The sequence below is a fragment of the Pseudomonas sp. Soil_N_39 genome, assembly GCF_057655955.1.
Map to the genome: position 1 here is coordinate 48,122 of NZ_JBDGLI010000007.1, position 14,025 is coordinate 62,146.

The following is a 14,025-nucleotide window of genomic DNA, read 5'->3' on the forward strand; positions in this document are numbered from 1 at the left end:
GTGGGACATAACGCCTTTTTGTCTCACTTATTTGATTTCGTATAAGGTGCTGTACAACTAAACCTGTGAATATCCCGCCCATGGGACCCGTTCGATTACCCGAGAATCCAGTGTGCAAACCACTCGCCTGACGTTGATCTGCCATGCCCGCACCGCCGCCCAGAAGTTGGCGCACTTCGGTCTGGACGAAGCGCTGGACGCCGACTGGCTGGCGCGCCGTGGGCAGGTCGAGCACGGCTATCGAAACGTCCGGCAACTGCTGTGCGGGCCGGAACTGCGCACTCGCCAGACCGCCGCGCTGTTCGGCGACGAGCCCCAGGTGGACCCGGCCCTGGCCGATTGCGATCTGGGACGCTGGCGCGGGTCGTCCATCGATGAATTGCTCAAGGTTGAACCGCACGCCCTGCAAACCTGGCTCGACGATGCCGAGGTGGCCCCCCATGGCGGTGAATCCGTCGCCCAGTTGTGTCGGCGTGTCGGAGACTGGCTGACCCGCCTGGAAACCCGACCGGGGCACCTGCTGGCCGTCACCCACCCTTTTGTGATCCGCGCAGCCTTGATGAATGTCTTGGGCTGCCCGGCCGCCACATTCAACCGGATCGACATTGAACCGTTGTCCACCCTTGAGTTGCGTTTCAACGGCGTATGGCGATTGCGCGCCGAGGGACATGGCCAGGAGTCGCCGCGATGAAGAAGTTGTCAGTCATTGGCATTGGGGCAGGCGATCCGGATCACCTGACGATGCAGGCAGTCAAAGCCTTGAACCGCTTGGACGTGGTCTTCCTCATGGACAAGGGCCCCGCCAAGGACAAGCTGTTGGACCTGCGGCGCGAAATCTGTCGACGCTACATCGTTGATCGCACCTACCGTTTCGTCGAAGCCTACAGCCCGGAGCGCCAACGCGGCGAGCTGGACTACAAGGACAGCGTCGAAGCGCTGAACCGCGCCAAACAAGCCACCTTCGAACGCTTGATCGATGGAGAACTGTCCGACGGGCAGCGAGGTGGTTTTCTGGTGTGGGGCGATCCGGCGTTGTACGACAGTACCGTGCGTATCCTGCAGGCGATGCTCGACGCGGGCCGCTGCGATTTTGAATTCGAGGTGATCCCTGGTATCACCAGTGCCCAGGCCCTGGCCGCCCGGCACAAAGTGCCGTTGAACAGCATTGGCGGGTCGCTGGAAATCACCACCGGACGCCGCTTGGCGGCGGGGCAGGTGGGCGATGCGGCGAGCGTGGTGGTGATGCTCGATGCCGAGGACGCCTACCGCCAGGTGAGTGATCCCGATACGCAGATTTACTGGGGCGCCTATGTGGGGACACCGAATGAAATCCTGATCGCCGGCCGGCTGGGGGATGTGGCCGATGACATCGAACGCACCCGCAAGGCCGCGCGCAAAGCCAATGGGTGGATCATGGATACGTACTTGTTGCGCAAGCCTCAATGATGCCGCACATCAACCTGTGGCCAGAGGTATGTGGGAGCAAGGCTTGCCCGCGATACAGGCGATGCGGCCTTTCAGAAATCGAGGCGCTCATATCGCGAGCAAGCTTTGCTCCCACCTATATTCCCTCGCCATAACAGCGTTCGACAGCGTCATCACCAGTAGGCTGTTCACCCCCGCCCAAACCGCTCCCGATACACCGACGGCGCCAACCCCACCACGCTGCGAAACGCCACGCGAAAGCTCTCCACCGAGCGGTAGCCACACAGTTGCGCGATGTTGTCGGTGTTGTCCCCGGTGCTTTCCAGCAGCTCGCGGGCCCGGGCCAGGCGTTCGTGTTGCAGCCAGGCCTTGGGCGACACGCCGCAGGCTTGGGTGAAGTGGCGCAGGAAGGTGCGTTCACTCATGGCCGCCTGGCTGGCCAGTTCGCGCACGCCAAGAGGCTCGTGCAGGCGCTCGCGGGCCCATTGCATGACACTCGACAGGTCGCTGCGTGGCGTACGGCTGACCGGCGAGGGAATGAACTGCGCCTGGCCGCCCGTACGTTGCGGCGACATCACCAACCGGCGCGCCACCGTGTTGGCGACCTGGACGCCATAGTCCCGTGCCACCAGGTGCAGGCAGGCGTCGATGCCGGCGGCGCTGCCCGCCGAAGTGATGACCTGTCCTGAGTCGACATACAGCACATCCGGGTCGACCCGAACGGCGGGAAAGCTTTCGGCCAACTCGTCGGTGTAGCGCCAGTGAGTCGTGGCGCCCTGGCCATCGAGCAGCCCTGCGGCGGCCAGTACGAAGGCCCCGGAACAGATGGACAGCAGGCGCGCACCACGGGCGTGGGCCCGGCGTAGCGCGTCGAGCAACGCCGGGGAGGGGGGCTCGCTGCGGCTGCGCCAGCCTGGCACGACAATGGTCCGGGCGGTTTCGAGCAGTTCCATGCCGCCATCGGCCAATACCTGGAAGCCGCCCATGGCGCGCATCGGGCCGTCATCGACCGCGACGATCCGATGTTCGTACCAAGGGAAATCGAATTCCGGGCGCTCCAATCCGAAAATCTCGACGGCGACACCGAATTCGAAGGTGCACAGGCCGTCGTAGGCGAGGATCGCGACCAGACCCGGGAAAGGCTGCATTTGTCGGAAAGTTCCCACAGAGTGTCTTGTACGCCACTGTAGCGGTAAGCATCGGGGGGATAAAGTCTCTTCACGCCTTTCTCTACCCCTGGAGTACATCCCCATGACCAGCCTGGTTCGCGAAGTGCCTGCTGCCCCTGCCGATATCGCCCTGCAGCATTTCAGTCGTCGCTTGTCGTTCGAAACGGATTGTTCCGACGTTCACGCCAGCCAACAGGCCGGCAGCGTCGATTTTGTGCTGGTGGACGTACGCGGACCGCTGGCCTATGAGCGCGGTCACGTACCCGGGGCGATCAACCTGCCGACCCGCACGCTCACCGCCCAGGCGCTGGCCGCCTATGCCAAGACCACCCTGTTCGTGGTGTATTGCGCCGGTCCCCATTGCAATGGCGCGAACAAGGCGGCGGTGCGTCTGGCAACGTTGGGTTACCCGGTCAAGGAAATGATCGGTGGCGTCATGGGTTGGCTCGATGAAGGCTTTCGCCTGACCGGCTCGGTGGAGCGCGTGGCGGACGAGGCGATCCGCTGCGACTGTTGATTCTGCGTCACAAGCAGATTGCAAACAGGCTTTTGTGGCGAGGGAGCTTGCTCCCGCTGGGGCGCGCAGCGGCCCTAATAAGGGTGACGATGCCTTCATCTGACGGACATCAAGGGCTGCTGCGCAGCCCAGCGGGAGCAAGCTCCCTCGCCACAGGGGTATTTGCCTGTCCCGGGGATGTTTACCTGTCAGGTTTTTCGCAAATCCTCTGACCGCCAGCCGCACCTGGCTGTTTTTATAACTATTTGTCGCTTCAACATAATTCCCCTCCTGAGTGCCCCTCTAGACTCCCGGCCACTTCGGTTTTTGCTGACCGAACACTGCCGACGAATCTGCCCATAACGATCCAATAAAATACCTGCACACTCAGGAGCGAAAATGAAGAAGCTAGCCATGTTCGGTGCCCTGGCACTGTCCGTGTTGTCCCTGTCGGCCGTGGCCGAAGACGCCAAGCCGATCCGCCTCGGGATCGAAGCCGGTTACCCGCCTTTTTCGATGAAAACCCCCGACGGCAAGCTGGCCGGCTTCGATGTCGATATCGGTGATGCGCTCTGCGCACAGATGAAGGTCAAGTGCGTCTGGGTCGAGCAGGAGTTCGACGGTCTGATCCCTGCGCTGAAAGTGAAGAAAATCGACGCGATCCTGTCGTCCATGACCATCACCGACGATCGCAAGAAAAACGTCGATTTCACCATCAAGTACTACCACACCCCAGCGCGCTTCGTGATGAAGGAAGGCTCCAACATCAAGGACCCACTGACCGAACTCAAGGGCAAGAAAGTCGGTGTGCTGCGCGCCAGTACCCATGACCGTTTCTCCACCGAAGTGCTGGTGCCCGCCGGTATCGACCTGGTGCGTTACGGTTCCCAGCAGGAAGCCAACCTGGACATGGTCGCCGGTCGCCTCGACGCCATGCTGGCCGACTCGGTCAACCTCGACGAAGGTTTCCTGAAAACCGACGCCGGCAAAGGCTTCGCCTTCGTCGGCCCGACCTATGACGACGCGAAATACTTCGGCGGCGGCGCAGGCATTGCGGTGCGCAAGGGCGATAAGGCCCTGGCCGATCAATTCAACGCGGCCATCACCGAAATCCGTGCCAACGGCACGTACAAGCAGGTGCAGGACAAATACTTCGCCTTTGACATCTACGGCCATTAATCGCTGAACCCCAAGGTGGCCCGCCATTGACCCGGCCGGCCACCTTTTTCATGGGCGATTGTTTACCCTGCGCCTATCGTAATGCCGCCATTCGGAGCCCCTCATGCAACGCATCGACCATACCTTGCCATGGAGCCACCTGGGCACCGAGCGCCGACTCAGTGTGTTTCGTTACGGCCATGGGCCGCGCAAGGCCTACATCCAGGCCAGCCTGCACGCCGATGAACTGCCGGGCATGCGCACCGCCTGGGAGCTGAAGCAGCGGCTCAACGATCTTGAGGCCCAGGGCTTGCTCAAAGGTGTGATCGAACTGGTGCCGGTGGCCAACCCCATTGGCCTGGATCAACATCTGCAAAGCGCCCACATGGGGCGTTTCGAACTGGGCAGCGGCAAGAATTTCAACCGTTCCTTCGTGGAGCTCAGCGCACCGGTGGCGCAACGCATCGGTGATCGCTTGGGTGACGACCCGGCCGCCAATATCACCCTGATCCGCCAGACCATGGCTGAGGTACTCGATGACTTGCCAGCACCGCCTTCGCAACTCGAAGCGCTGCATCGCCTGCTGCTGCGCCATGCCTGCGACGCCGACATCACCCTGGACCTGCATTGTGATTTCGAGGCGGCGATCCACTTGTACGCCTTGCCGCAGCAGTGGCCGCAATGGCGCTCCCTGGCCGCACGCTTGAAAGCCGGTGTGGCGTTGTTGTGCGAGGATTCGGGCGGCAGTTCGTTCGACGAGTCCTGCTCCTCGCCCTGGTTGCGTTTGGCCAAGGCCTTTCCCACGGCGGCGATCCCTGCGGCGAACCTGGCGACGACCCTGGAACTGGGCAGCATGGGCGATACCCGGGTGGAGCAGGCCCAGGCCAATTGTGAAGCCATCCTCGGGTTTCTGGCCGAGCAAGGTTTCATCGCCGGGGAGTGGCTGCCGGCGCCGGCGCAGTGCTGTGAAGGCTTCCCGTTCGAAGGCACCCAATACCTGTTCGCGCCGCACCATGGCGTGGTGAGTTTCCTGCGGGAGGCTGGCGAATGGGTGGAGCGGGGCGATCCGCTGTTCGAAGTGGTCGATCCGTTGAGTGATCGGGTCACCACCGTGCGGGCCGGCACCAGCGGCGTGCTGTTTGCCCTGGACCGTGGGCGCTATACCCAGCCGGGGATCTGGCAGGCAAAAGTCGCCGGGCGTGAACCGATTCGTACGGGGAAATTGATCAACGACTGATAACTGCTGTCTACCTCACCGCACGTGCGTTGCCGCGCGGCTATCGAAACGATGGAGGAAGATCGATGTTCAAAGCGCTCGCCCTGTTTCTGTTGCTGGTCTCGTCCGGGTTGCAGGCCCAACCCTCGCTGCACACGGACCTGCCGCTCAACTACCTGGCCCAAATCGATGAGCAAGCCCGGAACCGACCGCTGGTGATCTTCCTGCACGGTTCCGGCAGTAACGAGCAGGACCTGTTCGCACTCAAGGACGAGTTGCCGCGGGATTACAACTACCTCTCGGTGCGGGCGCCCAAGAGCATGGAGCAGGACCGTTACCAGTGGTTCGCCAAAAAGGGCGAGGGCGCCTATGACGGTGACACCTCGGACCTGAAGGCCAGCGGCCAGATGCTGCTGGATTTCATCGACAAGGCCCGGGCCAAATATTCGACCGACGCGAGCAAGGTCTACCTGGTGGGTTTCAGCCAGGGGGCGATGATGAGCTACGAAGTGGCCTTGCGACACCCCGAAGCCGTCGGTGGTATTGCCGCGATGGGCGGGCGAGTTCTATCGGTGCTGCGGGCGGAACTGACCCCCGATGAGTCGCGACGGACACTGGCGGTGTTCATCGGCCATGGCACGGCAGACCCGATCATTCCCTACCACGATGGCACCGAGGCCAACACCTTCCTGAAGACCCTGGCACTGGAACCGGAATTCCATGCCTACCTGGGCCTGGGCCACAGCATCAGTGCGCAGGAGGTGCAGGACCTGCGAGCCTGGTTGGAGCGTCTCAACCCCTGACCCCTGTAAATCCCTGTGGAAGCGAGCTTGCTCGCGATAGCGGTGGGTCAGCTTGCATCAAAGTTGGCTGTGCCGACGTCATCGCGAGCGAGCTCGCTCCCACAGGGTGTCGGGTAGCCAATGTGGGAGCGAGCTCGCTCGCGATTGAGGGCTATGCGGTGCCCGTCACTGACCGCTGGCGATCTGTTTCACCAACGCCTCATGACCGGTCTTGTCGCTGGCCCGGGAGATGATCTGCACCACCGCCATGCGCGTGCCGGAGGCACCTATCAACGTCGTGTCCAGGGTTGGCCCGCCGCCCTGGGTGGCGCTGGTGTCGAGTTGGCGCAGACCCAGCCCTGTGCCTTTCTGGGTCAGGCTTTTTTCGCCGAGGATCTTGGCGTCCGGCAAGGCTTTGGTTTTCTGAACGGCGAAGTCGGCGAAGGTGATGTCGAGAAAGGCATTGTCGTTGTCCTTCACATTCGCGCCGTTGACGATGGTGTTTTCAGCGGTGATCACCACGGTTTTACGGGTGGCATTGCTATACATTATGCCCGTTGCTCCGGCCGTACCCTGGGTCAGTTCACCGGCGGGCAGTGGCGTCGCCGTGAACCCCTTGGGCAGGGTGAAATTGAGCTTGCCACCCAGCAACGAAATCTTCTGCGCCGGTGCATCGCCAGTGGTTTTGGCCGGGGCCGCATGGGCGGTTGCCACGACCAGGCTGGCGATGGCCCCCAGCAACAGGGCAGTGGCTTGTTTACTCAGCAATGACATTGAAACGCTCCACGGATGGTCATGCTCGGAGGCTGATCATCCCATGGGCGCTGCACTGGATTCCAGCGCGCAGGAACGCCTGGCCGGCCCTTCGCGTTCGAAATGCTCAGTGATGAAGTCAATAAAGGAGCGCCACACTGCGGTCAGCGATCCCAGTAGGGCACTTCGCCAAAACACGCCAGGAAGAAATCGATGACGGTGCGGACCTTCACCGACAGGCGCCGGCTGCCCGGCCAGAGGATGGCAATCTGTTGGGGTTCGAGGCTGTTGGAGGCCTGGTAATCCTCCAGTACCGGGACCAGCGTACCGTTGCGCAACGCTTCGCCGATCAGCCAGGACGGAAACATCACTAACCCCAGGCCTTGTTCGGCGGCCTGGGTCAAGGTGTCGGCGTGGTTGCCGGTGATCGGGCCCTTGACGCTGTAGGGTGTCCAGGCCTGGCCCGGGCGGCGGAAGAACCAGCGCTGCTGGCCGGTCACGCCTTTGTAGGCCAGGCATTGGTGAGCCGCCAGGTCCTGGGGTTTGAGCGGCGCGCCGTGGCGAGCCAGGTAAGCGGGGCTGGCCGCGATCTGGAAACGATGGGGGGCGACGACCCGCGCCTGCATGCCTGAGTCCTGCAACGGGCCGATCCGAAACAGCAGGTCTGCGCCTTCCTGCAGTGGGTCGACGTAACTGTCGGTCTGCTGGATCTCCAATTGCAGCTTTGGGTAGCGTTCGCATAACTGGCCCAGCCACGGCGTCAGGTGGCGCTGGCCGAACACTACTGGGGCGTTGATCCGCACCAGCCCGGAGGGCTCGCTGTGCTGTTCCTGCAAGGCTTGTTCGGCCTCCTCCAATTGCACCAGTAACAGCCGCGCATGATGCCCCAGCAGGCGGCCGGCTTCAGTGGGGGAGACGGCGCGGGTGTGGCGATAAAGCAACTGCTGGTTCAGGGCCTGCTCCATCAGCTGGATCTGTCGGGAAATCGATGACGGGGCCAGGCCTTCGCGCCGGGCCACTTCCGAGAAACTGCCGTGATCGAGCACCGCGACAAACAGGCGAAGCGCCTTGAAGCCAAGTTCATTGAGGCCATGCATGGGTGGCTGTCCTGTGCGTACTACGCAAAAGTGTTGTCTGGATACTCCCATTTATCGCACAGACGCACCAGCCGATAATGCCGGCCATCCTTTTCCAAGTGGGTCATGACTATGCAGGTTTCCTCATTGAACGAGGCCGCTCCGGTGACGGCTGCCGCCCAACCGCGGTCGTTCTTGCGCTGGCTATTGCTGCCCGTGGTGATCCTGGCCGGTATGGGCTTGTCCGTAGAGGCCGGCCTGCTGGGGCCGCTCGGGGTGCAAGTCGGGCATTTGTGGGCCACCCTGAGCATCTTTGGCGTTGGCTCGGCGATTCTCTTCCTGCTGTTACTGCTTAGCGGTCGGCAACAGGGCCCGGCCTTGAATGAACTGCCACGCTGGCAACTGATTGGCGGTTTCCTGGGGCCCGTCTACGTAGTGGTGCTGACACTCGCCACGCCCCACATCGGGATCGCCATGACCATGGTCGCGATCCTTTCCGGTCAGGTGGGCAAAAGTGTGTTGATCGACCATTTCGGCTGGTTCGGTGCGAGCCGCAAGCGGGTCAACGGCGAACGTTGGCTGGCGTTGGCACTGATAGTCGTGGCCCTTGTCCTGATTGCCCGAGGTTGAATATGAGTCTGTTTATTTTACTGCTGGTGGTTGTCGCTGCGGGTGCGGTGCTGAGTGTGCAGGCGGCTATCAACGGCCGCCTGGGCCAGACGGTCGGTGTGCTACGCAGCAGCCTGCTGACGTTTACGGTGGGCACGGTGACCACCGGGCTGCTGATTGTGTTTTTCGAACCGGCCCACGCGGTCACCTTGTTGGATGTGCCGAAATGGCAGCTCAGCGGTGCGTTGTTCGGCGTTGTCTACATGATGGTGATGGTCGGTGCGGTGCCGCGGGTGGGGGCTGGCGTGGCGACGGTGGCGGTGATCGTCGGGCAATTGGGCATGGGCATGTTGATCGACAACTTCGGCTGGCTGGGCAACCCGGCCATCGAGTTGTCCGGTAGCCGGATCCTGGCCATGGCCTGCCTGGCCTTGGCGCTGGTGTTCATGTATCGCAGCAATGCACGGCAGGCCTGAAGGTCTCAGCTGGGTTCGACGTTCAGTCGCAGGCTGCCATCGTCCAGGCGCTCGGTGCTCCGGACGATGCCACTGATTTGCCGACCTTCGGCGCTGAACACCACGATCTGGGCTTTGTCCAGGTCGTCCGGCAGCGGTGGGCGTACGTGCAGCACATACCACGCCGGTTCGGCGTCGTCGAAGCGTTTGACGTCGAACTGGCAAGTGGCACTTTGGGTCTGGTGCCCAAGCAGCGAGTCCAGGCCGTAATAGAAGTGAGTGCTGTCGGCAGCAAGGGGCATGTGCATAGGCGGTCTCCTGGGGCGCTTGGTGGATGTTCAAGTGATCCTGCCAGGAATGGAAAATTCCATCGGGTGAACACTGGAGATTAGCGCCCCCGCCATCCGAGCCCCGACGGATCAAAGGCCCGGCACCCCGTTTTTCCACACCGACCAGTTTTTCACAATGTCCTGCACCAGCGGGTTGCCGGTGCGGAACAGGTTTTCCAGGGCCGGGACGAACGCGCCCTGGTCGGCGTACTTGAGCAGGTTGTCCACTTCGTTGCCTCCGGGCTCGGGACGGTCGAAGTCGGACCCGGCCCGCAGCACGGCCAGTCGATTGATGTCCACCCGACCTTCACGACTGGCCCGTAGCAAGGCTTCGTAAGTCGAGTTGTCTTCCTGTTGGGTGGTGCAGTAGACGCCTTTGTTGTCGGTGAGCAGGCGGGTCCAGACTTCGGCGCGTTCGCTCAGGCGCGTGCCGGAGAACCAGGTATTGCCCGCCAGGGTGTCACAGCGGGTCACCACCGGCGGTTGGTTGGCCGGGGCATACGGGTACTTCAAGCGCCAGGCCGCCGATTCCTTGCTTTCGGCCAAGGTCACCTGCTGGCTGAGGGCGAAGGCCTTGGCCTGCAGGGCCGGGTTGAGTTCGAAAACTTCCGTCTTGTAGTCCAGCGGCGGTTTTTCGTTTGGCCCTTTGGTGTTGATGCCCAGGTAGCCGGTGGGCCAATCCTTGGGCACATCCCGCGAATCCAGCTCCCATTGGGTGCCGAACTCCACCAGGTAATGGGCCCAGGCGGTTGTGCCGAGCGTGCCGTGGTGCGGGTTGATGCCGGCGATCCCGGCCACCAGGAAATAGCTCTTGCGCAGATCGACGCTCGGGGAGAGCGCCAGGGCCAGGGTCGAAGCCGCCGCGTTGGTCTGGCCCATGCCGGTAATCAGCAGGCAGACCCGTTCGGCATTGCAGCGGATCGTCGGGTACTCGGCGGACAACCCCGGTACACGGATTTCCTCCTTGAGCTGCAAGCGTTCGATCCAGTTCTGCGCCTCGGGGGCGAACATCGTGATCAACACCACTTTGGGTTGAAGCGGCGGCGCGGCCCCGGCGGTTGCCGCGAAGAGTGCAGTACTTGCCAGGCCGATTGAAGCAAACAGGCGATTGATCATGTGTTCGTGACCTCCATGGATTCGAAAGGGTGCTGCTACGGTTTGCTCAAAACTGATAGCCAACGCCAGCGTAGTATCCCCACCCATCGGAGCGGGCGCGGAAGTTGCCATCGCCAAAGTTGAGTTCGCTGCCATCCTGCCAGTTGCCGCCGTTGTGGAAGTAGCGGCCCACCAGGGTGAAACGCACGTGGGTGAACGCGTACAGCAAGACGTTGGTGGAGACCGTGGCGTTGGCGGTGCGGGCGGGGTTGTCGTTGTGCAGGTCCGAGCCGAAGTCGAAGTTGGTGAAGCCAATGTACGTCAGCGAAGCACCATTGCTGAACTGGCTGATTGGCACGATGTACTTGAGTTGGGCGCGGTAGCCGTCCCAGGAATATTCATTGCTGGCGCCATAGTTTTCCCATTGATAACGGCCATAGAAGTTAGCCGACAGATTAACCTTCGAGTGAGTGTCGATGTCGGTGCCCAGGCCGCTGTACAAGGTGTTCGCGCGATTGGCACTGTTGCTGCCGTGGTCGTAGATCCAGTCGAACGCCACATACCATTCCTTGAACGGCCCGATGGCCAGGCTGCGGCCGGCCAGGTAGTCAATGGAAATACGCGGTTCGTGTTCCATGAACACGGGGGAGCCGTGGTCCCACACGCCCTTGTCGTGGCTGTTGCCAATGTTGAAAATCTTCGGAATGTCGACGTAGCCATAGAGCTCGAAGTGCCCCTTGCGTCCGAAGTATTCATATTCCAGGTAGATATCGTCGACCGGTTGCGGGCCGAAGCTGATGTCCTTACTGCCGATGAGCGTGAGGTCCTGGTTGTACCAGTCCGACAGGTAGGCGCCTTTTTTCGAAGGGGCGGCCTCAGGACTGAGGGCTTCGCCTTGGGCGGACACCTCGGTGGGTTGGGCTTGGGTCGTGGCGCTGAGTAGTCCGGTAACGGCGGTCAGTAGCAGGGTGGCTGCCAATAGGCCGGGCGTGGCGCGATACCGGGAAGTGAAGAGCATGGAAAGTCCTTGTTCGTGCGGGCCGAAGCCCGTGTTCCGTGATTGAAAAAAACCGTCGATCCGCTAGCGGCGATCGATCGCGCAAACGTTTGCACATCTCGTACCAATTTTTCGCAGTGGCTTGAAAAGCCTGGAATTGAAGCGGTTTTCCTGTCCTATTGGTCAGGCTGGGTGCGCTGGATGCTTCACAATCGCCTCAAGTGGCACCAACGTGTTGCACGGGCGAATGCTCGGCACGGCACTGAGTCGGTGGCGTTGCTGTTAGAATCGACCCCTTGACTGACCAGAGGTATGTCCATGAGCGAGCCGATTCGCCTGACCCAGTACAGCCACGGCGCCGGTTGCGGCTGCAAGATTTCGCCCCAGGTACTGGAAGTGATCCTGGCCGGCAGTGGTGCGCAGAACCTCGATCCCAAGCTGTGGGTCGGCAATGCTTCTCGCGACGATGCGGCGGTGTACGCCATCGACGAGGAGCGTGGGGTGGTCTCGACCACCGATTTTTTCATGCCGATTGTCGACGATCCCTTCGATTTCGGTCGCATCGCCGCCACCAATGCCATCAGCGACATCTACGCCATGGGCGGTGACCCGCTGATGGCCATTGCGATCCTCGGCTGGCCAGTCAACGTATTGGCCCCGGAAATCGCCCGGGAAGTGATTCGCGGCGGTCGTTCCGTGTGTGACGAGGCCGGTATTCCCCTGGCTGGCGGGCATTCGATCGACGCGCCTGAGCCGATCTTCGGTCTGGCGGTCACGGGCCTGGTGCAAAAGCGCCATATGAAACGCAACGATACGGCCACCGCCGGTTGCCGCCTGTATCTGACCAAGCCCCTGGGCATTGGCATCCTCACCACGGCGGAAAAGAAAGGCAAGTTGCGCGCCGCCGATGTGGGCCTGGCCCGTGACTGGATGTGTACCCTCAACAAACCCGGCAGCCGCTTCGGCAAGCTCGACGGCGTGACCGCGATGACCGATGTCACCGGTTTCGGACTGCTCGGGCACCTGGTGGAAATGGCCGACGGCAGCCAGTTGACCGCACGTATTCGATATGACGCGGTGCCGCGTCTGCCGGGCGTCGAGTACTACCTCGACCTGGGCTGCGTGCCGGGCGGTACGCTGCGCAACTACGACAGCTACGCCAGCAAGGTCGGTCGGGTCCAGGAACTGCACAAACGCGTGCTCTGCGACCCGCAGACCAGTGGCGGCCTGCTGATTGCCGTCACTCCCGAAGGCGAGGGTGAGTTCCTGCGGGTGGCCGCTGAACTCGGCCTGGCGCTGGAGCCCATTGGCGAGTTGGTCGAGCGACAGAGTCACGCGGTCGAGGTGTCTTGATGAGCCATGACATCACCGATTACCGCGATATCTTCCTCCATGACCGACCGATGATGGACACACGCGCCCCGGTCGAATTCATCAAGGGCGCGTTCCCCGGCGTGGTCAATTTGCCGTTGATGACCGACAACGAACGGCAACGGGTCGGGACCTGCTACAAGCAGCAGGGGCAACAGGCCGCCATCGTCCTGGGGCATCAACTGGTGTCCGGCCAGACCAAGGCCCAGCGCATCCAGGCCTGGGCGGCGTTCGCCAAGGCCCATCCCGACGGTCTGCTGTATTGCTTTCGCGGCGGCTTGCGTTCGCAGATCGTCCAGCAATGGCTCAAGGACGAAGCGGGCATTGACTACCCCCGGGTCGGCGGTGGCTACAAGGCCATGCGCACGTTTTTGCTGGACACTGTCGAGCATGCGGTCGCCCAGTGTGACCTGGTGCTGTTGGGCGGCATGACTGGTACCGGCAAGACTGAAGCGCTGGGCCAGTTGAGCAACAGCCTGGACCTGGAAGGATATGCCAACCATCGCGGTTCGAGCTTCGGTAAACGCGCTACCGGCCAGCCTTCCAACATCGATTTCGAAAACCGTCTGGCCGTGGACGTGCTGAAAAAACGTGCCGCTGGCATCGAACAGTTTGTGCTGGAAGATGAGAGCCGCGCGGTCGGCAGTTGCGCCTTGCCGCTGTCTTTGTACCAGCGCATGCAGCAGGTTCCGATGGTCTGGCTGGAAGACAGCCTGGAGCGCCGGGTCGAACGGATCCTGCAGGATTACGTCATTGACCTGTGCGCGGAATTTGTCGCGGTGCATGGCGACGAAGGTTTCTCGCTGTTTTCCGAGCGATTGCTGGCAAGCCTGGACAACATCCACAAACGCCTGGGTGGCGACCGTCACCGGCGCTTGAAGGACATCCTGGAAACCGCCCTGGCCGAGCAGGCCCACAGCGGCGCCGTCGACGTGCATCGCGGTTGGATCGAGGGTTTGCTGCGTGAGTATTACGACCCGATGTACGTGTTCCAGCGGGAAAAGAAGGGCTTGCGGATCGAGTTCTCGGGGGAGCAGGCGGCGGTGCTGGCGTATTTGCGCGAGCGGGCGGCCCGGGGCAGGTGAACTCGCAAG

The 14,025-nt window shown here is 62.1% G+C and carries 16 protein-coding genes; 10 read left to right on the plus strand and 6 right to left on the minus strand.

What is annotated here, in order from left to right; translation table 11 throughout:
• The first annotated feature begins 112 nt into the window (after positions 1-112).
• The gene (locus tag AC3A5O_RS12430) at positions 113-691 is read left to right on the plus strand and encodes a histidine phosphatase family protein (protein ID WP_305492025.1); all 579 of its coding nucleotides are present in this window, start codon (positions 113-115) and stop codon (positions 689-691) included.
• Positions 688-1,446, plus strand: a complete 759-nt coding sequence (cobF, locus tag AC3A5O_RS12435; RefSeq protein WP_487753231.1) for a precorrin-6A synthase (deacetylating) — start codon at positions 688-690, stop codon at positions 1,444-1,446. Before AC3A5O_RS12430 ends, cobF begins: the two co-directional genes overlap by 4 nt.
• Positions 1,447-1,613: 167 nt before the next feature.
• Here the strand turns inward: cobF and ftrA are convergent, their stop codons facing one another.
• Positions 1,614-2,573 carry a transcriptional regulator FtrA gene (gene ftrA / locus AC3A5O_RS12440; RefSeq protein ID WP_305470432.1) on the minus strand — a complete coding sequence of 320 codons (960 nt, stop codon included), beginning with the start codon at positions 2,571-2,573 and terminating at the stop codon, positions 1,614-1,616.
• A gap of 103 nt (positions 2,574-2,676) precedes the next feature.
• On the opposite strand from ftrA, the gene AC3A5O_RS12445 reads away from it, so the two are divergent.
• The 4 genes from AC3A5O_RS12445 (at position 2,677) to AC3A5O_RS12460 (ending at position 6,267) form a co-directional block, all read left to right on the plus strand.
• The gene (locus AC3A5O_RS12445; RefSeq protein ID WP_122568079.1) at positions 2,677-3,111 is read left to right on the plus strand and encodes a rhodanese-like domain-containing protein; all 435 of its coding nucleotides are present in this window, start codon (positions 2,677-2,679) and stop codon (positions 3,109-3,111) included.
• A gap of 378 nt (positions 3,112-3,489) precedes the next feature.
• On the plus strand, positions 3,490-4,269 hold the full coding sequence (locus AC3A5O_RS12450) for an ABC transporter substrate-binding protein (protein WP_305470433.1): 780 nt from the start codon (positions 3,490-3,492) through the stop codon (positions 4,267-4,269).
• Between the two features lie 103 nt (positions 4,270-4,372).
• A complete protein-coding gene (locus AC3A5O_RS12455; RefSeq protein ID WP_305481295.1) occupies positions 4,373-5,485 on the plus strand; it encodes a M14 family metallopeptidase in 1,113 nt (370 codons plus the stop codon).
• A gap of 65 nt (positions 5,486-5,550) precedes the next feature.
• The gene (locus tag AC3A5O_RS12460; protein ID WP_305470435.1) at positions 5,551-6,267 is read left to right on the plus strand and encodes an alpha/beta hydrolase; all 717 of its coding nucleotides are present in this window, start codon (positions 5,551-5,553) and stop codon (positions 6,265-6,267) included.
• A 165-nt stretch (positions 6,268-6,432) separates the two neighbouring features.
• On the opposite strand, the gene AC3A5O_RS12465 is transcribed toward AC3A5O_RS12460, so the two are convergent.
• Together AC3A5O_RS12465 and AC3A5O_RS12470 are read right to left on the minus strand one after the other, a co-directional pair.
• The gene (locus AC3A5O_RS12465; protein WP_305470436.1) at positions 6,433-7,020 is read right to left on the minus strand and encodes a DcrB/PsbP domain-containing protein; all 588 of its coding nucleotides are present in this window, start codon (positions 7,018-7,020) and stop codon (positions 6,433-6,435) included.
• Between the two features lie 143 nt (positions 7,021-7,163).
• A complete protein-coding gene (locus AC3A5O_RS12470) occupies positions 7,164-8,096 on the minus strand; it encodes a LysR family transcriptional regulator (protein ID WP_305481297.1) in 933 nt (310 codons plus the stop codon).
• Between the two features lie 111 nt (positions 8,097-8,207).
• Between AC3A5O_RS12470 and AC3A5O_RS12475 the strand changes: the two genes are divergently transcribed.
• Together AC3A5O_RS12475 and AC3A5O_RS12480 are read left to right on the plus strand one after the other, a co-directional pair.
• The gene (locus AC3A5O_RS12475; protein WP_305471171.1) at positions 8,208-8,705 is read left to right on the plus strand and encodes a DMT family transporter; all 498 of its coding nucleotides are present in this window, start codon (positions 8,208-8,210) and stop codon (positions 8,703-8,705) included.
• Between the two features lie 2 nt (positions 8,706-8,707).
• A complete protein-coding gene (locus AC3A5O_RS12480; RefSeq protein WP_305470438.1) occupies positions 8,708-9,160 on the plus strand; it encodes a DMT family transporter in 453 nt (150 codons plus the stop codon).
• Between the two features lie 5 nt (positions 9,161-9,165).
• Here the strand turns inward: AC3A5O_RS12480 and AC3A5O_RS12485 are convergent, their stop codons facing one another.
• The 3 genes from AC3A5O_RS12485 to AC3A5O_RS12495 all read right to left on the minus strand — a co-directional run bounded on the left by AC3A5O_RS12485 (position 9,166) and on the right by AC3A5O_RS12495 (position 11,581).
• Positions 9,166-9,447, minus strand: coding sequence for a hypothetical protein (locus AC3A5O_RS12485; protein ID WP_305470439.1), 282 nt, complete (start codon positions 9,445-9,447; stop codon positions 9,166-9,168).
• Between the two features lie 111 nt (positions 9,448-9,558).
• The gene (locus AC3A5O_RS12490; RefSeq protein WP_305481298.1) at positions 9,559-10,584 is read right to left on the minus strand and encodes a purine-nucleoside phosphorylase; all 1,026 of its coding nucleotides are present in this window, start codon (positions 10,582-10,584) and stop codon (positions 9,559-9,561) included.
• Positions 10,585-10,630: 46 nt separating this feature from the next.
• Positions 10,631-11,581, minus strand: a complete 951-nt coding sequence (locus AC3A5O_RS12495; protein WP_487753232.1) for a nucleoside-specific channel-forming protein Tsx — start codon at positions 11,579-11,581, stop codon at positions 10,631-10,633.
• A gap of 297 nt (positions 11,582-11,878) precedes the next feature.
• Here AC3A5O_RS12495 and selD point away from each other — a divergent pair, with 297 nt between their 5' ends.
• Both selD and mnmH read left to right on the plus strand, forming a co-directional pair.
• On the plus strand, positions 11,879-12,913 hold the full coding sequence (gene selD / locus AC3A5O_RS12500) for a selenide, water dikinase SelD (protein WP_305470442.1): 1,035 nt from the start codon (positions 11,879-11,881) through the stop codon (positions 12,911-12,913).
• Positions 12,913-14,016: a tRNA 2-selenouridine(34) synthase MnmH gene (gene mnmH, locus AC3A5O_RS12505; RefSeq protein ID WP_305481300.1), complete on the plus strand. Its 1,104-nt coding sequence runs from the start codon at positions 12,913-12,915 to the stop codon at positions 14,014-14,016. The genes selD and mnmH overlap by 1 nt, the downstream gene beginning before the upstream one ends.
• The last annotated feature ends 9 nt before the right edge of the window (positions 14,017-14,025 follow it).